At 69.7% G+C, this 17,177-nt stretch carries 18 protein-coding genes; 7 read left to right on the top strand and 11 right to left on the bottom strand.

All coding sequences use genetic code 11. The features are described from left to right. The 4 genes from MCHUDSM44219_RS25360 to MCHUDSM44219_RS25345 form a co-directional block, all read left to right on the top strand. On the top strand, positions 1 to 586 hold a 586-nt coding region (locus MCHUDSM44219_RS25360), incomplete at its 5' end, for a hypothetical protein (RefSeq protein ID WP_048421040.1). A gap of 47 nt (positions 587 to 633) precedes the next feature. Further along, positions 634 to 1,866 carry an acyl-CoA dehydrogenase family protein gene (locus MCHUDSM44219_RS25355; RefSeq protein ID WP_048421043.1) on the top strand — a complete coding sequence of 411 codons (1,233 nt, stop codon included), beginning with the start codon at positions 634 to 636 and terminating at the stop codon, positions 1,864 to 1,866. Continuing rightward, a complete protein-coding gene (locus MCHUDSM44219_RS25350; RefSeq protein WP_048421039.1) occupies positions 1,866 to 2,666 on the top strand; it encodes a tyrosine-protein phosphatase in 801 nt (266 codons plus the stop codon). Before MCHUDSM44219_RS25355 ends, MCHUDSM44219_RS25350 begins: the two co-directional genes overlap by 1 nt. 89 nt (positions 2,667 to 2,755) lie before the next feature. Next, positions 2,756 to 3,616 (top strand): type IV toxin-antitoxin system AbiEi family antitoxin, encoded by an 861-nt coding sequence (locus MCHUDSM44219_RS25345; protein ID WP_048421038.1) that lies wholly within the window; start codon positions 2,756 to 2,758, stop codon positions 3,614 to 3,616. A gap of 53 nt (positions 3,617 to 3,669) precedes the next feature. Here the strand turns inward: MCHUDSM44219_RS25345 and MCHUDSM44219_RS25340 are convergent, their stop codons facing one another. The 8 genes from MCHUDSM44219_RS25340 to MCHUDSM44219_RS25305 form a co-directional block, all read right to left on the bottom strand. After that, the gene (locus MCHUDSM44219_RS25340) at positions 3,670 to 4,155 is read right to left on the bottom strand and encodes a DUF456 domain-containing protein (RefSeq protein WP_048421037.1); all 486 of its coding nucleotides are present in this window, start codon (positions 4,153 to 4,155) and stop codon (positions 3,670 to 3,672) included. Between the two features lie 3 nt (positions 4,156 to 4,158). Next, positions 4,159 to 4,566 (bottom strand): PPOX class F420-dependent oxidoreductase, encoded by a 408-nt coding sequence (locus MCHUDSM44219_RS25335; protein ID WP_048421036.1) that lies wholly within the window; start codon positions 4,564 to 4,566, stop codon positions 4,159 to 4,161. Between the two features lie 16 nt (positions 4,567 to 4,582). Continuing rightward, positions 4,583 to 5,281, bottom strand: a complete 699-nt coding sequence (locus MCHUDSM44219_RS25330) for a haloacid dehalogenase type II (protein WP_048421035.1) — start codon at positions 5,279 to 5,281, stop codon at positions 4,583 to 4,585. After that, positions 5,282 to 6,244 (bottom strand): NADPH:quinone oxidoreductase family protein, encoded by a 963-nt coding sequence (locus tag MCHUDSM44219_RS25325; RefSeq protein WP_048421034.1) that lies wholly within the window; start codon positions 6,242 to 6,244, stop codon positions 5,282 to 5,284. Between the two features lie 4 nt (positions 6,245 to 6,248). Continuing rightward, a complete protein-coding gene (locus MCHUDSM44219_RS25320; protein ID WP_048421033.1) occupies positions 6,249 to 7,112 on the bottom strand; it encodes an SDR family oxidoreductase in 864 nt (287 codons plus the stop codon). Positions 7,113 to 7,164: 52 nt separating this feature from the next. Further along, positions 7,165 to 8,574 carry an aldehyde dehydrogenase family protein gene (locus MCHUDSM44219_RS25315; protein WP_048421032.1) on the bottom strand — a complete coding sequence of 470 codons (1,410 nt, stop codon included), beginning with the start codon at positions 8,572 to 8,574 and terminating at the stop codon, positions 7,165 to 7,167. 86 nt (positions 8,575 to 8,660) lie between these two features. Further along, on the bottom strand, positions 8,661 to 9,590 hold the full coding sequence (locus tag MCHUDSM44219_RS25310; protein WP_048421031.1) for a class I SAM-dependent methyltransferase: 930 nt from the start codon (positions 9,588 to 9,590) through the stop codon (positions 8,661 to 8,663). 67 nt (positions 9,591 to 9,657) lie between these two features. Further along, positions 9,658 to 10,290 (bottom strand): TetR/AcrR family transcriptional regulator, encoded by a 633-nt coding sequence (locus tag MCHUDSM44219_RS25305; protein WP_048421030.1) that lies wholly within the window; start codon positions 10,288 to 10,290, stop codon positions 9,658 to 9,660. Between the two features lie 153 nt (positions 10,291 to 10,443). Here MCHUDSM44219_RS25305 and MCHUDSM44219_RS25300 point away from each other — a divergent pair, with 153 nt between their 5' ends. Genes MCHUDSM44219_RS25300 through MCHUDSM44219_RS25290 form a run of 3 tightly spaced genes read left to right on the top strand, consistent with a single transcriptional unit; the run spans position 10,444 to position 13,665 of the window. Continuing rightward, positions 10,444 to 11,010, top strand: a complete 567-nt coding sequence (locus tag MCHUDSM44219_RS25300; RefSeq protein WP_048421029.1) for a TetR/AcrR family transcriptional regulator — start codon at positions 10,444 to 10,446, stop codon at positions 11,008 to 11,010. Between the two features lie 49 nt (positions 11,011 to 11,059). Continuing rightward, positions 11,060 to 11,524: a hypothetical protein gene (locus MCHUDSM44219_RS25295; protein ID WP_109777972.1), complete on the top strand. Its 465-nt coding sequence runs from the start codon at positions 11,060 to 11,062 to the stop codon at positions 11,522 to 11,524. A 44-nt stretch (positions 11,525 to 11,568) separates the two neighbouring features. After that, the gene (locus MCHUDSM44219_RS25290; RefSeq protein WP_048421042.1) at positions 11,569 to 13,665 is read left to right on the top strand and encodes an FUSC family protein; all 2,097 of its coding nucleotides are present in this window, start codon (positions 11,569 to 11,571) and stop codon (positions 13,663 to 13,665) included. On the opposite strand, the gene MCHUDSM44219_RS25285 is transcribed toward MCHUDSM44219_RS25290, so the two are convergent. From MCHUDSM44219_RS25285 to MCHUDSM44219_RS25275, 3 genes are all read right to left on the bottom strand, one after another. After that, on the bottom strand, positions 13,657 to 14,631 hold the full coding sequence (locus MCHUDSM44219_RS25285) for a pirin family protein (RefSeq protein ID WP_048421027.1): 975 nt from the start codon (positions 14,629 to 14,631) through the stop codon (positions 13,657 to 13,659). The two genes, MCHUDSM44219_RS25290 and MCHUDSM44219_RS25285, sit on opposite strands and share 9 nt — an antisense overlap. A 137-nt stretch (positions 14,632 to 14,768) precedes the next feature. After that, complete coding sequence (locus tag MCHUDSM44219_RS25280; protein ID WP_053081381.1) at positions 14,769 to 16,142, bottom strand: hypothetical protein; 1,374 nt, start codon at positions 16,140 to 16,142, stop codon at positions 14,769 to 14,771. 112 nt (positions 16,143 to 16,254) lie between these two features. Further along, positions 16,255 to 17,177: putative PEP-binding protein (locus MCHUDSM44219_RS25275; protein WP_048421026.1), on the bottom strand; the 923-nt coding region annotated here is incomplete at its 5' end.

Here is a 17,177-nt window from a genome sequence, read left to right as displayed (position 1 = left end):
GCTGTGCGCCGGCACGATCACGCGGATCGCCCCCGACGGCGAGGGTCTGCCGGTGGTGTCCGGCGACGTCGTCGGCCGGATCTCGAAGGGGGCGGGGACGCCCGGGACGCTGCCCGACTTCGCGGGGCTGGCCTGGCGCATGCAGCGCGACGCCGATGCACAGGTGCCGTGGGACGTGCTCACGGTGTCGTCCACGGCGCGAGTGGTGCTCCGGCCCACCAGGTCCTGGGCGGCCGCCGAGTACTCGACGCTGATGCCGCTGGGCTACCGCGGGGGCGTGTACTGGCTGCGCGCGCGCTTGGTGACGCCGCTATCCGGTGACGGTCTGTCGGTCGACGCGGTGGGTGACGGGCTGGCCGCGGGCACGGTCGCCTTCGAGGTCCAGCAGGCCCGTGGCGGCGGTCCGTTCACCACGCTGGCGACGCTGAGCTTCGATCGTGCCCTGTGCGGCGACGAGCCCGAATGCGATCAGCCCTTCGACCCGACGGTGCGCAGCGGCGCCGAGGTCACCCTGCTGCCGCACTGGCTGACGTCGCTGCGCCGGGCGGCTTACCGCAACAGCCGGGAGGGCCGCGGCGCCGAATAGCACTGCGGGCGGCAGCTCACCTCGACAGGTGTCATATCGTGGCGGTCATGGACTTCGCGATGTCTGCCAAGGCGGCCGACTACCACCAGCGGTTGACCGATTTCATGGTCGAGCACGTCATTCCGGCCGAGGAGTCGTACGACCGCTACCGCCTCGAGGCGGGCCCGGACGACCACACCGTGCCGCCGGTCATCGAGGAGCTCAAGAAGCTGGCCAAGGAACGGGGGCTGTGGAACCTGTTCCTGCCGGCCGAGTCCGGTCTGACCAATCTGGAGTACGCGCCGCTGGCCGAGCTGACCGGCTGGAGCATGGAGATCGGTCCGGAGGTCACCAACTGCGCGGCGCCCGACACCGGCAACATGGAGACGCTGCACCTGTTCGCCACGCCCGAGCAGCGCGAGCAGTGGCTCGAGCCGCTGTTGGCCGGTGACATCCGCAGCGCGTTCGCGATGACCGAGCCCGCGGTCGCATCCAGCGACGCCCGCAACATCGAGACCACGATGCTGCGCGACGGGGACGACTACGTCATCAACGGCCGTAAGTGGTGGATCTCGGGGGCGGCCGATCCGCGCTGCGCGATCCTCATCGTGATGGGCCGGACCAACCCGGACGCGGCCAGCCACCAGCAGCAGTCGATGATCCTGGTGCCCGTCGACACCCCCGGGGTGTCGATCGAACGCTCGCTTCCGGTGTTCGGCTGGCAGGACCAGCACGGCCACTGCGAGATCACGTTCGACAACGTTCGGGTGCCGTCGTCGAACCTGCTCGCCGAGGAGGGCAGCGGTTTCGCGATCGCGCAGGCGCGGTTGGGGCCGGGGCGCATCCATCACTGCATGCGGGCGATCGGCGTGGCCGAGCGTGCGCTGGCGTTGATGATCGACCGGGTGCAGAAGCGGATCGCGTTCGGTAAGCCGCTCGCCGAGCAGGGCGTGGTGCGGGAGTCGATCGCGTTGTCGCGCAACCAGATCGACCAGACGCGGCTGCTGTGCCACAAGGCGGCATGGACCATCGACGAGCACGGCAACAAGAGCAAGGACGCCCAGGTACTGGTCGCGCAGATCAAGGCGGTGGCCCCGAAGATGGCCTGCGACGTGCTCGACCGGGCCATCCAGGTGCACGGCGGAGCCGGGGTGTCCGACGACTTCCCGCTGGCCCGCATGTACGGCTGGCACCGCGCGATGCGCCTGTTCGACGGTCCCGACGAGGTGCACATGCGCACCATCGCGCGCGCCGAGCTCGGCAGGGAGAAGTCACCCCTTGCCGCGGCGGTGACGCGCTAGTGGCCTCGGTCGGCGACGAACTCTCCGGCGCGTGGAACTTCCGTGACGTCTCCGAGCAGACCGGGATCGCACCGGGGCGGTTCTTCCGCGCCAGCGAGTTGTCGAAGCTCGACGACGACGGCCGCAGCGCACTGAGCGGGTTCGGCGTCACCGATGTCGCGGACCTGAGGACGCTGCGCGAACTCGAGCGGCACGGGCCGGGCTTGGTGCCGGCGGGCGTCGACATCCATCATCTGCCGTTCGTCGAGACCTCCGCGTCCGACGACGAGGCGCCACACGAGCACGCGTTCCAGCGGATGATGACCGACAAGCCCGACGGCATGTCGGTCGCCGACGCCGCCGCGCGCTACATGACCGAGGAGTACGGCCGCATCGCGGCCGCGCCGCTGGCGCAGCGCGCGGTGCACCGGGTGGTGACGCTGCTGGGTTCGGGCCGCAGCGTGCTGGCGCACTGCTTCGCGGGCAAGGACCGCACGGGCTTCGCGATCGCGACGGTGCTGGAGGCCGCCGGGGTGGACCGTGACGCCATCATGGCCGACTACCTGCGCAGCAACGCCGCGGTTCCGCGGCTGCGCGAGAGCATCCTGGAGACCGTGCGGCAGCGGGCCGCCGAATCGCCGGAGGTGCTCGAACTCGCCGAGGCGCGGCTCACCGAGTCGGTGCTCGGCGTCCGCGAGGAATACCTGGAGACCGCGCGCCGCACCATCGACGACGAATTCGGTTCACTGCGTGGCTATCTCGAGGCGACCGGGCTCACCGACGCCGACATCGAACGGCTGCGCACCGCCCTGCACGGCTAGTTGCGTCACGCCGTGGCGCTGTAGCGCGCCGAATTCCGCCACGGCGTCACGCAAGTCCTCGTGTCGGTGCGGCCGACGACACTGCGGGGATGAACGAACCGTTTCTGGGCAGCGCCGCCATCGCGGCCGGTGAACTCACTCGTCATGCCCTCCGCACCCGCTTCACCGCGGTGCACCATGACGTCTACGTCGCGCGCGACACCGAGCTCACCGCACTTGTGCGGGCCAAGGCCTGCTGGTTGCGATCCCGCGGTCACGGTGTGCTGGCCGGTTTCTCCGCAGCCGCCCTGCACCGCACCAAATGGATCGACCACCGACTGCCGGCCACCGTGATCGACACCAACCGCCGCCCTGCCCCGGGAATCATCGTGTGGGCGGGCGCGATCGACGATGACGAGATCTGCACCGTCGACGGAATGCGGGTGACCACACCGGTGCGGACCGCGATCGACCTCGCGCGCCGCTACCCACTCGACGTGGCGATCGCCGCGGTGGATTCGTTGGCGCGAGCAACCCGGCTGTCGGTCGACGAGATGACGTCATCGTTGGATCGCTTTCCGGGGCGCCACGGCAGGAAGAACGTGAACGACGTGCTCGCTCATGTCGACCCTCGTGCCGAATCACCGCGGGAGACCGCGCTGCGGCTCCTGATCGTCCGCGCCGGTTACCCGCGGCCGGTGACACAGCTACCGGTGCGCAATGAATTCGGTGTGCTGATCGGCGTGGTCGATCTCGGCTGGCCCGACCTGAAAATCGCCGTCGAATACGAGGGCGCCCACCATCGCATGAGCCGGGACCAGTTCGACAGGGACATCCGCCGTTTCGACGAGATGATCGAGCTGGGGTGGATCGTCATCCGGGTGACGGCCAAAGACGGCGAGGCGACCGTGCAACGCCGGCTGGCGGCCGCCTGGGCCCGCCGCGCACGCGATCTCGACGGAGTTGCGTAACACCATGGCGGCCGAGCACCCCGATTCCCGCCGCTGCGTTACGCACGAGGCGCTCAGACCGTCAGGTACACCCCGACGGCCCACGTGACCGTCGCCAGCAGCGCCCCGGTCAGCTCCACGCCCACCGACAGCGCGACACCCTTGATCGCGTGCACCGTCGAGGCCCATGCCCGGGCGAGGTTGCGGCGCATGGCCATCTCGGCGGCGAACACCCCGCCGACGAAGCCCACCAGGAGGCCGACGACCGGGATCACGAAGAACCCGACGATGCCGGCCAGCGCACCGGCCACCAGCACCGAGGTGCGTACCTGCGCGTCGCGCATGCGCCGGGCCGGCCAGGTGTACTTGATCACCGCGGCCGCCGCGAAGAACGCCGCGGCGATCCCGAACACCACCCACGCCGTCACGGTGCCGACGACGAACGCCCACACCCCGATCGCCGCGATCACCAGCACCCCGCCGGGCAGGATCGGCACGATGATCCCCACCAGGCCGATGGCGATCACCAGCCCGACGAGGACGATCCCGCCGGCACTCATTCCTCAGCCCCGTATCGGGGTGTTGACCTTGTCGGCCTCGATGGTGACGACCAGCCGGGTCTCGTCGGGGTTTCCGCTGAAGTACGGGTACGGGATGCCGAGGTATTTCTGCGACAGCGCGTCGATGCCCTCCTTGCCGCCCTCGCTGGTCATCGACAGCACCCGGCCGCGCACCTCGAAGAAGCGGGCGACGTCGTCGGGATCGGCGACGTTGACCGCGATGCGCGGATCGCGCCGCAGGTTCCGCTCCTTCTGCATACCGCCGACGATGTTGAGCACGACGTGCTCGCCGTCGGTGGTCACCCAGGTCTCGGTGAGCTGTGGGGAACCGTCGGCCATCAGTGTCGCCACGAAGCACGGGCTGGGCTTGCGGAGCAGCTCGAGCAGAGCGTCGGGCAGGGCAACAGCCATGGGCGCTACCGTCCTTTCAGGAACCGAGTTGGTCGGCGAGATCACCGAAATCGTCGGCCATGACGTCGAATTCGTCGGCGGCCGGCCGGCGCAGGGTGCGGTTGGGGCCGTGCTCGGCGGGGCGGAACACGAAGCCGGTCCGCAGTCCGGCATCCCGCGCGGCGCGCAGGTCGGAGGGATGCGCGGCGACCATCATCAGTTCCGAGGGTGCCACGTCGAGGATCTCCGCGCACCCGAGGTACGTCTCGCGGTCCGGCTTGTAGTGCCGGAAGATCTCCGCCGACAGCACGCAGTCCCACGGCAGGCCGGCGCGCTTGGCCATGTTGGTCAACAACGAGACGTTCCCGTTGGACAGCGTGGTGATGACGAATCGCTCCTTGAGCCGGGTCAGCCCGGCCACCGCGTCCGGCCAGGGGTCCAGCCGGTGCCACGCGCGGTTCAGGTCGTCGATCTCCGCGTCGTCGACGGTGATCCCGGCGTCGGTGAGCAACTCGACCAGTCGTCCGCGATGCAAGTCGTCGATACGCGTCCACGGCAACTCGCCGCGGCGCACCCGGTCCATCGCCGGCGAGTAACCGGCCCGCCACGCGTCGGCGAACGCCGGCCAGTCACGCTCGACTCCGTGCCGGGCACCGAAGCGCTCGAGTTCGGCGGTGACGCTCGAGCGCCAGTCCACGACCGTGCCGAACACGTCGAACGCCAGCGCGCGGACCACCTATGGCTCCAGCACGAGTTTGCCCGCGACGCCGCCGTCGGCGAGGCTCTGCAGCGCCTCGGCGCCGGCCGACAGCGGAAACCGCACCGGCGCAGGGGGTCTCAGCCCGGCGGCGACCAGCGCGGCCAACCCGGCGCCCACCTGGGCCTGCGCGCCGGGGGTCCGGTTGACGAACTCGCCCCAGCCGACGCCGACGACGCTGACGTTGCGCAGCAACAGGCGGTTCACCTTGACCGTCGGGATCCCGCCGGCGGCGAAGCCGATGACCAGCAGCCGACCCTCGGTTGCCATCGCGCGGACCGCGTCGTCGAACGCCGAGCCGCCGATCGGGTCCACCACGACGTCCACGCCGCGGCCCCCGGTGTGCTGCTTGACCGCGTCCAGCCACCCGTCGGTCAGCGGCAGCACCACATCAGCGCCGAGAGATTCGACGAACCCGACGGCCGACGGGCGGTGCACCATCGCGATCACCCTGGCGCCCATCGCTTTCGCGATCTGCACCGCGGCGGTGCCGACGCCACCGCCCGATCCGAGCACCAGCACGGTCTCTCCGGCTTGTAGCGCCGCCCGGCGCTGCAGGGCGAAGTACATCGTGTAGTAGTTGCCCAGCAGAGCCGCTGCGGATGCGTCGTCGACGTCTTCCGGTGTGGCGACCACGCTGCCGGGGTTCACCGCCACCTGCTCGGCGTAGCCGCCGAGCATCGTGAACGCCGAAACCCGCTGTCCGGCAGCGAAACCGGAGCCCTCAGGCGCCGACCGGACCACCCCGGCGACCTCCATGCCGGGGATGAACGGCGGGTCCAGGCGCATCTGGTATTCACCGCGCAGGAGCAGCAGATCAGGGAAGCACACCCCGGCGGCCCGCACGTCGACGACCACGTTGCCGTCACCCGCGGGGTCGGGCACATCGGTGTACACCAACCCCGCAGGGCCTGACAGCTCCTGCGCAAGAAGCGCTTTCACCGCCTCAGCCGAGGCTGAACGTGGCGCGCTCGGCCGCCGACAGGTCGGCGATCTCGCCCCACCGGCCCGCGACGTCGTCGACCGACGGCACCTCGGTGAACGTCACACCCTTGTTCTGGAACAGCGCCACCCGCTGCACCTTGCCGCCACCGACGATGAACACCGACGCGGTCTCGGGCACCTCCTCGGTGCACAGGTAGGCCACGACGGGTGCCACGTACTCCGGCGTCAGCTTCTCGAACACCTCGGGCGGCAGGATGTCCTGCGTCATCCGGGTGGCCGCGATCGGGGCGATGGCGTTGGCCTTGATGTTGTACTTCGCGCCCTCCTGGGCCAGCGTGTTGATCAGGCCGACCAGGCCGAGTTTGGCGGCGCCGTAGTTGGCCTGACCGAAGTTGCCGAACAGACCGCTGGTAGAGGTGGCGACGACGACGCGGCCGAAGCCGTTCTCGCGGAAGTGCGGCCACGCCGCCCGGATCACGTTGTATCCGCCGTAGAGATGCACCTTCAGCACGGCGTCCCAGTTGGCGAACTCCATCTTGTGGAACGTGCCGTCACGCAGGATGCCGGCGTTGCTGACCACACCGTCGACCTTGCCGAACTCGTCGACAGCGGTCTTGATGATGTTGGCCGCGCCCTCGGGCTCGGCGACGGAGTCGTAGTTGGCGACCGCGCGACCGCCGGCGTCCTTGATCTCCTTGACCACCTCGTCGGCCATGTTGTGGCCGGCGCCGGTGCCGTCGCGTGCGCCACCGAGATCGTTGACGACGACACTGGCGCCCTCGCGGGCGAGCGTCAGCGCGTATTCGCGTCCGAGACCGCCTCCCGCGCCGGTGACGACGATGACCCGATCCTGCACTCCTGGCATGACGATTCCCTTTCCTAGCTGTGTCTTCCCTCGGGGCGCTCCGCGCTGCTCCCTAGAAGAGCCGTCTGGCGAGCTTCCAAGCCTTCTCTGTATACGGGGGATAGATGAAGGCGCCGACGTCGGGTCGGGTTGGCTTGGTCATCACGGACTTCTTGTGGCTGAACTGCTCGAAGCCGAACTTGCCGTGGTAGGCACCCATCCCCGACGGCCCGACGCCGCCGAACGGCAGCTTGTGCGTGGCGAAGTGGAACAGTAGGTGGTTGATCACCATGCCGCCCGCGGCGACCTCCTTGATCACCCGCTCCCGCACCGCCTTGGTCTTCGTGAACAGGTAGGCGGCCAGCGGCTTGGGCCGCGAGTTCACGAAAGTGATTGCCTCGTCCAGGGATCCGACGGTGACGACCGGGAGGATCGGGCCGAAGATCTCGTCGGTCATCAGCGGCTCGGCGGGATCCGGGTCGACGACGACGGTCGGCTGGATCCTGATGGTGGCCGCGTCGGAACCGCCGCCGACCGCCACGGTGCCCTTGGTGGCCGCCAGCGCGCTGGTCAGGCGGTCGAAGTGCCGCTCGTTGACGATGCGCTTGCCGCCGGGGTTGCCCGCCTCGAACTCGGCGACCGCCTCGCGCAGTTTGTCGACCAGCTGGTCGCGGATCGGGGCCTCGGCGAGCACGTAGTCCGGTGCTATACAGATCTGCCCGGAGTTGATCAGCTTGGTCCAGGCGATGCGCTTGGCGGCGACCTCGATGTCGGCGTCGGCCGACACGATCACCGGGCTCTTGCCGCCCAGTTCGAGCGTCACCGGCGTCAGGTGCGCGGCAGCACCCTGGTAGACCTTGCGGCCGATCTCGGTGCCGCCGGTGAACAACAGATAGTCGAAGCCCTGCTCGATGAGCTCCTGACTGACCGCGCCGTCGCCTTCGATGACGGTGATCGCGTCGTTGTCGAGATACCGCGGAACCAGCTCGGCCATCAGTCGTGAGGACGCGGGCGCCACCTCCGACGGCTTGAGCACCACGGTGTTGCCGGCGGCGATCGCGCCGACGGCGGGTCCCAGGGTCAGCGCGAACGGGAAGTTCCACGCGCCGATGACCAGCACCGTGCCATAGGGCTCGTACTCGACCCAGCCGCGGCCGGGCAGCTGCGACAGCTCCAGCATGCGGTACTTGCGGCGCGTCCATTTCTTGACGTTCTTGGCGGCGTCCTTCGCCTCGCCCGCCACGCTGGCGATGTCAGCCAGCCAGGCCTCGAACGGCTTACGGCCGAGGTCTTCCTCGAGCGCCGCCGCGATGGCGGGCTCGTTGTCCAGCATCAGCCGCTCTATCGCTGTGAGCTGCTGTTTGCGCCACTCGACGCTGCGGGTGCGGCCCGAGGCGAACGTCTCACGCAGACGTCGGACGGTCGCCGGGATGTCGGGGGTGGCGGCACCCAGGTCGACGGGGACGGCGGAATCAGTGGTCATGACGGGTCTCCTTCATCTGACCTGCGGAGTACCCGAATCGTAGCCAACCATCCGGTTGGTGAACAGGCGGCTGGGCAGCCGCGCGCTCAGCGCCGGACGGCGGTGGTGAAGGTCGAGAAGGATTCGCCGTCGTTGTCGGCGATCTCGATGTAGCGGTCGAGCCGGATCATCTCGTCCTGCGAGGCGATCGCGTCGGCTTGCCAGCCGTGGGCGTTCAGCCAGTCGGCGACTTCGGCGCGGTCGGCGTCGTCGTAGGTGAGCTCGGTGATGTCCATCGGCTCGACGTCGAACTGCGCGGTGATCCGGGCGAACCGTTCCCGCATCCGCTCCCGGCGGTCGGGGGCGTGCAGGCCCATCGACTCGGCGGCGATCTGGCTGCCCGGTGCGCTCAGCTCGGTGATCTGGCCGAACAACCGGTCCTGGGCGTCGGCGGGCAGGTACATCAGCAGTCCCTCGGCCAGCCAGGCCGTGGGCTGCGCGGGATCGAACCCGGCGTCGGTCAGGGCGCTCGGCCAGTCCTGCCGCAGGTCGATCGCCACCGCCCGGCGGTCGGCCGACGGGCTGACGTCGTGGGCCGCGAGCGTCTCGGCCTTGTACTCGAGCACCTTCGGCTGGTCGATCTCGTAGACCGTGGTGCCGGTGGGCCACGGCAGCCGGAAGGCGCGGGAGTCCAGCCCGGACGCCAGGATCACGACCTGCCGGATGCCGGCGTCGACTGCGGCGGCGAAGTACGCGTCGAAGAAGTGGGTGCGCACCGCCTGGTAGTTCTTCATGTTCTCGAACATCGCGGCGACCTCGGGGTCGGACGCGGAGACGGTGGTGACGAAGTCGTCGTCGAGCATGAGGCCCCACACCCCGGTGCCGGCGTCGGCGATCAGGACCTTGGCGTAGGGGTCACGGATGAGCGCGTCGGAGCGCTCGGTCTCGGCGGCTCGGGCGGCGGCGACCATGACAGCGGTGGCGCCGACGCTGGAGGTGATGTCCCAGGTGTCGTCGTCAGTGCGCAGAGAGCTCATACTTCGAAAGTCTATCTATCAACTGCCCGCGCCCAGCCGCGGTGTGGTCCACACCACAGCGTGATGACTAGGCCAGATGCCAGAGCTTGTTGGCCAGCAGCAGTTCGAGTTTGTGCACAACGGCGCCGAGGGCGGCCCCGTCGCCGACGAACCCGGCGTAGAAGCCCATGCCCCACAGCACGGCGACGAGCATCTCCACCAGGTGGCTGACGTCGGTGTCGCCGCTGAGTTCGCCGCGCTCGATCGCGTCGTTGACGGCCCAGGTCACGAAGGCCCGCGAGTTCTTCAGCGGGTCGTGCTCGTCGCTGACCAGTTCGGGGTGGCGTTGGGTCTCCAGCACGGACGTGACCAGGAACGCCGCGGCGGAGCGGTCGTCGGCGTCGGCCTGCGTCGTGGCCGACAGAAAAGCCGCAAGCCGGTCGACCAGTCCGGTGCGCTCGTGCGCGCGGGCCACGCCTGCGCTAACAATCGACGTGTTGGTCTGCTCGACCACCTCGGCCCACAGCACGCGTTTGCTGGCGAAGTAGTGGTTGATCGCCGGACGGGTCAGGTCGGCGCGGATCGCGATGGCCTGGAACGTCGCGGCGTCGTATCCCAGTTCGCTGAACACCTCGCGAGCAGCATGCAGAATGCGCTCGCGCGTCTCGGCGGCTTTCGCTGCGGGAGGACGACCCGGACCTCTACTCGCCGTATACGGCATTGTGAAATTGTGCCACACGTCACCTGCCCCGACGGCACTCAGTCGGCTTTGCCCTCCCGACCCGCCGTCTCAGCAAAGTTCGGCCGCATGCTGTCGGCGAGTTCCGGGCCGACGGACCGCCGGTATCGGGCCCCGTAGAACTAGGGTTTGGATATGGGGGCGGTCGGGTCGCGGGAATCGTTCTTCAACGCTGGGTTCGACGTGCTCGCCGAGCTCGGCTACGGCGGGCTGAAGCTGGCCGAGGTGTGCCAGCGGCTGGGGGTCACCAGCGGGTCGTTCTATCACTACTTCTCCAGCTGGTCGGATTTCACCCGCCAGCTCGTCGCGCACTGGCACGAGGGGATGACCGTGCGCGTCGTCGAGGCGGTCCGCGACGAAACCGACCCGCGCCGGCGGGTGGACAAGTTGATCAAAGGAGCTCTGGAGTTGCCGCACGGCGCCGAGGCGGCGATCCGCGTCTGGGGGTCGATCGATCCGCACGTGCGGGCGGTGCAGGCCGCGGTGGACCATCAGCGCTTCGACGCGGTGTTCGAGTCGGCGTTGCAGCTGCTGGGCAACAGGCGGCAAGCTGAGATGTTCGCATCGTGGTCGGTGTACCTGCTCGTGGGTTACGAGCAGGCTCTGCTGCCCCGCAACCCGGACGGATTGGAGTGGCTCGTGACGCAGTTGCTGGACAGCCTCGACGCCGGCCGGTTCCGGTCGGTGCCCGACGGTGACTGAGACCGCCGGCGACGACGTCGAGGCGCCGCCCGTCGAGCACGTCGTGTCGATGTTGCGGGAACGCCTCTACGGGGCGATCTCCTGTCTGGCGACGCTGGTGGTGCTCACGCGCTACACCGAGGACGACACCAGCGGCTGGTTCCGGATGCTCGATGTCGCCGTCACGATGGGCGGTCTGTGGGCGGCGAGTCTGCTGGCCGACTGGGTCGCGCACCTCGCCGTGCACGAGGAGGCGCCGCGCGGGTCCGAACGATGGCGGATGCTGCAGGCCTCGGGTCAGATCCTGCAGGCCAGCGTGTTGCCCCTGGCCGCCCTGGCGACCGCGGGCATCGGGCTGCTCGACACCGACACCGCGATGTGGGTGGCCAAGTGGATTCTCGTCGGCGAACTCGGGCTGATCGCCCTGCTGGCGGTGCGCCGCACGCGGCTGCCCTGGTGGCAGCAAATTCTGACCGTGGCCACGTTGATCGGCGTGGGTCTGCTCGTCATCGGCATCAAGGTGCTCGCGCATTGACGACCGCGCCCACTCTGACCGTGCGGGGACGCATCGTTCGGCGCATGCATCAGCGCGATCCGGACAACGACGCGCTGCGCCGCGCAGTGCGGGCCGCCGCGGTGGTCCCGATCGCCGCGGCGGTGAGTTTCGCGATCGCAGGCGGTAATTCGCAGACACCGCTGTTCACGCTGTTCGGTTCGGTGGCGTTGCTGGTGTTCTCCGACTTCCCCGGGAACCGGCAGAACCGGGCGGTCGCGTACGCCGGGCTCGGCCTGAACGGCATGGTCAACATCACGCTCGGCACGCTGATCGCGCCGTATCCGTGGCCCGCGGTGGCGCTGATGTTCGTGCTCGGGGTCGCCGTGACGTTCTCCGGTGTGCTCAGCGAGACGGTCGCCGCGGGCCAGCGGGCGACGCTGTTGACCTTCGTGCTGCCCGCCTGCACCCCGCCGGGCCCGGTCGGAGAACGGTTGCTGGGCTGGACGATCGCGCTGGCTGTGTGTGTGCCGGCCGCGCTGTTCCTGCTGCCGCCGCGTCATCACGGTCAGCTGCGGCGCCGGGCCGCGCGCGCCTGCCGCGTCCTGGCAGACCGGATCGACGGGCTCGCCACGGCCGACGACGTGCGCCGGGCGATGGACGCGCTGCGAGAGACGTTCCTGGGTGCGGACTTCCGGCCGGTCGGGCTGACCGCGGGCAGCAGGGCGCTGGTGCGCGTGGTCGACGACCTGGAGTGGGTGTCCGAGCGGGTCGGGCAGGACACCGGGGTGACGTTGCGCGACCGCAACGCGGTGGTGCGTGTGCTGCGATGCGCGGCCGCCGTGCTCCGGATCTCGCGGCCGGCCGACCGGGATGTGGCCCGCGCCGAGCTCGAAGCGGCTCTGATCGTGCTGCGCACCACCGCACGGGGCCGCTGGCGGGAGGATCTCGACGAGATCCTCAGCGCGCCCGGCGACGAGCATGCCGTCGCATTGGGCCGTGAGCTGTTGCGGCGGCGCACCATTGCCGCGATGATCGGCGCGACCGGACGCATCATCGCGGCCGCCGCGGCCGCGGACTCGCGGCCGGTGTGGGCGCGCGCGCTCGGCCGGCGGCTGCCGCCGACCGGCGCATCGGACCGCCTGCTCCCGGAAACCGTTGCCGCCGCGCAGATCACGTCGGGCTTCCTGGCGAACCGCTCGGTCGCGGTGCGCAACAGCCTGCGCACGGGGCTGGGCCTGGCGATCGCCGTGGCGATCACGCATCTGTTCCCCGTCGAGCACGGGTTCTGGGTGGTGCTGGGCGCACTGTCGGTGTTGCGCAGCAGCGCGCTGAGCACGGGGACCCGGGTGTGGCGCGCGGTGATCGGGACCGGGATCGGTTTCCTGCTGGGCGCGCTGCTGATCGGGCTGGTAGGGGTCGAGCCGACGGTGCTGTGGCTGCTGATGCCGCTGGCCGTCTTCGGATCGGCCTACGTCCCGGAGATCGCGTCGTTCACCGCGGCCCAGGCGGCCTTCACGATGATGGTGCTGATCTTCTTCAACCTGATCGTGCCGACCGGCTGGCAGGTGGGGCTGATCCGGGTCGAGGACGTCGTGGTCGGCGCGCTGGTCGGGGTGGTGGTGTCGGTGCTGCTGTGGCCGCGCGGGGCGACGGCCTCGGTCACCCGCGCGATCGACTCGGCCCGTGCGATTTTCGGCCGGTACCTGTGGGCGGCGGTGCTGCGCATCACCCGCGGCGCGTACGAGGAACGCACCGACGAGGTGGCGACGCTGAGCCACAACGCGCTCGCGGCGTCACGGGTCATCGACGATGCTGTGCGGCAGTATCTTTCGGAGAGCGGCGCGGAGACGGATTTCCGCGCCCCGGTGGTCCGCTCGTTCAACCGGGCGATCCGCTTGCGCGCGGCCGCGGATCTGATCGCCGACATCCCGACCCCGCCGCCGCTGTCGGCCTACCCGAAGGTGCGCGAGGTCGTCGAGAAACACGCCGCGGCGATCTGCGAACGGGTGGCGGGCCGACCCGATCCCGATCAGCCGTGGGCGCCGATCGGTGACGACTTCGTGCGGGCGCTGCGCGCGGAGATGCGAGACGACGACCTCGGCGTCTCCGCCGCGCTGCCGCTGCTCACCGTCGCAGCACTGCTCGGTGAACTGGAGCTGATCTATCCGCTCTCAGCGTGACGGGCGGTGCGGCATCAGCGCGTTCGGCGGGATGGTCCCGAACCGACCGGCGTTGAAGTCCTCGACGGCGGCGATGAGCTCCGACTTGGAGTTCATCACGAACGGGCCGTACTGGAACACGGGCTCGCGAATCGGCTTGCCGCCCAGCAGCAGAACTTCGAGAGCGGGCCGGTGAGACTCCTGGGTCCGCGAGGCCGCAACCGTGATGCGGTCGCCGGGGCCGAGCACGGCGAGCTGGCCCTGCTCGATCGGATGATCGACGGGACCGACCGAACCGCGGCCGGACAGCACGTAGACGAGCGCGTTGAAGTCGCGGTTCCACGGCACGTTGAGCCGGGCGCCGGGTTCGACGGTGGCGTGCGCCAACGTGATCGGCGTGTGCGTCGCGCCGGGACCCGATGTGCCGTCGATGTCCCCGGCAATCACGCGCACCAGCGCGCCGCCGTCGTCGGAGGAGAGCAGGCCGACCTGCGGGCCCTCGATCGACTGGTAGCGGGGCGCGGCGAACTTGTCCTTGCGGGGCAGGTTCACCCACAGCTGGATGCCGTGGAACATGCCGCCACTTTCGACCAGTTCCGCCGGGGGCGTCTCGATGTGCAGGATGCCGGATCCGGCGGTCATCCACTGGGTGGCGCCATCGGTGATCAGTCCGCCGCCACCGTGGGAGTCCTGGTGCGCGAAGCGGCCGTCGATCATGTAGGTGACGGTCTCGAAGCCGCGGTGCGGATGCCAGTCGGTGCCACGCGGCTCCCCGGGTTGGTACTCGACCTCGCCCATCTGATCCATGTGGACGAACGGGTCGAGGTCTCGTGCGCTGACACCGGCGAACGCGCGGACCACGGGAAAGCCTTCGCCTTCGTACCCGCGGGGTCCGGTCGTCACCGAGCGCACGGGGCGGTCGGTGTCGGTGGGGGCCGGGGCGGCGATGCGGGGCAGGGTCAGGGTGTCGGCGGTGATCGCGGGCATACCCCATCTAACCGGACCGTGGTCCGATTCATTCCGTGCGCTGGTGTGCGCCCAGATCGCCGAATCGGCCGGATCTGCGCGCTGGACGCACACCAGGGCCACCGGCTGGACATCCTCATCCAGCCGGTGGCGCAGTGTCAGGCGGCCGCGGACGCCGAGCCGGACGTGTCCGAGCTCGCCTTCTCCGCCTTGTCCGTCTTTTCCGTCTTGTCCGCCTTCTCTGTCTTGTCCGCCTTCTCGGTCTTGTCCGACTCGGCCGTATCCGGCTTCGTCGACGCGTCGGCGGAGTCGTCGTCCGCTGCGTCATCGGCAGCAGCGTCGCCGTCCTCGCTAGCGACGTTCTCCGTGGTCGCGTCCTCCTCGGTCACCGCGGTGTCGGTGTCCTCGGTGACGCCTTCGGCGCCGGTGCCTTCCGTGACATCCTCGGTGGTCGTCTCGTCGTCGTCCGCCACGACGACACCCGACGGGGACTCCGGTGCGTCGCCGTCATCGGATGTGGCGGCGGCGGAGGACTTCTCGGCGCCCGACGCCGAGACGGTGTCGACGGCGACCAGCGTGGCCGTCGATGGCACGGTCGTCACCGCGGCGGTGTCGGCCGGCGGCTTCAGCGCGGCCGCGATGGCCTGCGGCAGACGCACGAGGAACTGGTCGATGGTGCCCCGCGGGGACAGCAGGCCTTGGAAGTCCTCGGTGGCGTAGATCGGGTTGCCGTTGGCGTCCTTGCCAAAGTACGGCCGGTAGCCGTTGATGAACGCGCCGGCGACGATGCCGGGGGCGTTGACGACGGCGGTGAACGCGTCCTTGAGGTTGCCTTCCTTCACCGCGGTGTAGATGGTGTCGGCCACGTTGGCGATCGCGAAGGCGGCGGTGATGCCCGGCACGAGCAGGCCGCGGGTGACGTTCGACGCCGTGCCGCGCGTGATCAGGGAGTCGTAGACCCGACCGACCGCGGCCATGATGTCGCGGGGGATCGTCAGGATGGACAACAGCGGTTGACCGATGTTCTCCAGTGCCACCAGCGCCCAGGTGTTGAGTTCGACCAGCGCCTCGGTGAACTGGCCCTGCTTGATGAACTCCCCTGCCGCCTGCAGTCGGACGGGCAGGTTGGTCGCGGTGCGCTCGAAGCCCTCCAGCGAGCCGAGGATGCCGGTACCGCGCCGCTGCCCCGGCGCGGCCTTGGCGCCGACGATGACGTCGAGGTAGTCCTTGCTGTTGGCGATCACCTGGTTCAGCACCGGCAGCGGCTGGCTGCTGACCGCACTGAACAGCGTCTTGACGTTGGTGAAGGTGTTGGCGAAGTTGTTCTGCCAGACGACCAGCGGGTTCTCCAGCACCGGGTTGGCGGCGGCGGTCAACTGCACCGCGCGGTGTTGGATCTCCGTCGCGGTCACCATCGACGACATCGGGGCAACGGCGACCGCCGAGGCACACAGCATGGCGGCGCTCGCGACGGCGAATCTGTTCGCGCGGGGCGCGGCGCCGCCGACGGCAAGCGGAAGAACGTAGGGCACGGAAGGACTCCTCTAGCTGGTCATAGGGTGAATGCCAGCCGGACATTAGCTGAGGGTTACCTAAGAAACAATAGGTACGCCTTACCTAACTAATGGAGCCCTCCACGCACGATCAGCCCAGTACAGCCAGGGCGGCGGCCCGCGCATCGGAAGCGCTCGCCGTGCCCAGCACCGCGTCGGCAGCCTCCTGGCACTGCTGCAGCGTGACCTGTGCCAGCTTCGCTCCGACGCCCTGCACCGCGGCGGCCGCGGCGGACAGCGAGGTGACACCCAACCCGGTGAGCACGCACGCCAGCAGTGGATCGGCGGCGGCCTCGCCGCAGACACCCACCGGCTTGCCGACCGCCGCGCCCGCGCGCACAGTCATCGCGACGAGCGCGAGCACCGCGGGCTGCCACGGATCGGTCAGGGTGGCCAACTCGGCCGACATCCGGTCGGCGGCCATCGTGTACTGCGCGAGGTCGTTCGTGCCGATCGACAGGAAGTCGACGTGCTCGAGGATCCGCTTGGCCAGCAGTGCCGCGGCGGGTACCTCGATCATCACCCCGGGCGTCAAGCCGCGCGAACGCGCCTGTGCGGCAAACGATTCCGCCTCCTGCGCGGTGGCGATCATGGGCGCCATCACCCACGGTTGCTCACCGGACTTCTCCGCCGCGGCCGCGATCGCATCGAGTTGGTGGTGCAGCAGCCCGGGGTTGTTCTCCGCGATCCGGATGCCTCGCACGCCGAGCGCCGGGTTGGCCTCGTCGGGATGGCCGGCGAACTTGAGCGGCTTGTCGGAGCCCGCGTCGAGCGTGCGGATCACGACCTTGCGACCGGCGAAGGCCTCGAGCACCTCGCCGTAGATCTGCGCCTGCTCGTCGACGGTCGGCTCGGCGTCGGTGTTGAGGAAGCACAGTTCGGTGCGGAACAGGCCGACCCCTTCGGCCGGCGTCTCCCGCGCGGCGCGGGCCGCGGCCCCGTCCTGCACGTTGGCCAGCACGGCGACCTGGTGGCCGTCGGCGGTCGCGCCCGGGCCGGACCAGCCGGCGGCCG

The sequence above is a fragment of the Mycolicibacterium chubuense genome, from assembly GCF_001044255.1.
GTDB classification, from domain to species: domain Bacteria; phylum Actinomycetota; class Actinomycetes; order Mycobacteriales; family Mycobacteriaceae; genus Mycobacterium; species Mycobacterium chubuense.
This window is presented reverse-complemented; position numbering and strand designations above follow the sequence as displayed.

Bases quoted from the DNA above. Each gene is read 5' to 3' on its own strand.
- MCHUDSM44219_RS25295 (WP_109777972.1), top strand. From the start codon at position 11,060: ATGTTGCGGGAACGCCTCTACGGGGCGATCTCCTGTCTGGCGACGCTG.
- MCHUDSM44219_RS25310 (WP_048421031.1), bottom strand. From the start codon at position 9,590: ATGAGCTCTCTGCGCACTGACGACGACACCTGGGACATCACCTCCAGC.
- MCHUDSM44219_RS25300 (WP_048421029.1), top strand. From the start codon at position 10,444: ATGGGGGCGGTCGGGTCGCGGGAATCGTTCTTCAACGCTGGGTTCGAC.
- MCHUDSM44219_RS25345 (WP_048421038.1), top strand. From the start codon at position 2,756: ATGAACGAACCGTTTCTGGGCAGCGCCGCCATCGCGGCCGGTGAACTC.
- MCHUDSM44219_RS25335 (WP_048421036.1), bottom strand. From the start codon at position 4,566: ATGGCTGTTGCCCTGCCCGACGCTCTGCTCGAGCTGCTCCGCAAGCCC.
- MCHUDSM44219_RS25315 (WP_048421032.1), bottom strand. From the start codon at position 8,574: ATGACCACTGATTCCGCCGTCCCCGTCGACCTGGGTGCCGCCACCCCC.
- MCHUDSM44219_RS25340 (WP_048421037.1), bottom strand. From the start codon at position 4,155: ATGAGTGCCGGCGGGATCGTCCTCGTCGGGCTGGTGATCGCCATCGGC.
- MCHUDSM44219_RS25305 (WP_048421030.1), bottom strand. From the start codon at position 10,290: ATGCCGTATACGGCGAGTAGAGGTCCGGGTCGTCCTCCCGCAGCGAAA.
- MCHUDSM44219_RS25285 (WP_048421027.1), bottom strand. From the start codon at position 14,631: ATGCCCGCGATCACCGCCGACACCCTGACCCTGCCCCGCATCGCCGCC.
- MCHUDSM44219_RS25290 (WP_048421042.1), top strand. From the start codon at position 11,569: ATGCATCAGCGCGATCCGGACAACGACGCGCTGCGCCGCGCAGTGCGG.
- MCHUDSM44219_RS25355 (WP_048421043.1), top strand. From the start codon at position 634: ATGGACTTCGCGATGTCTGCCAAGGCGGCCGACTACCACCAGCGGTTG.
- MCHUDSM44219_RS25320 (WP_048421033.1), bottom strand. From the start codon at position 7,112: ATGCCAGGAGTGCAGGATCGGGTCATCGTCGTCACCGGCGCGGGAGGC.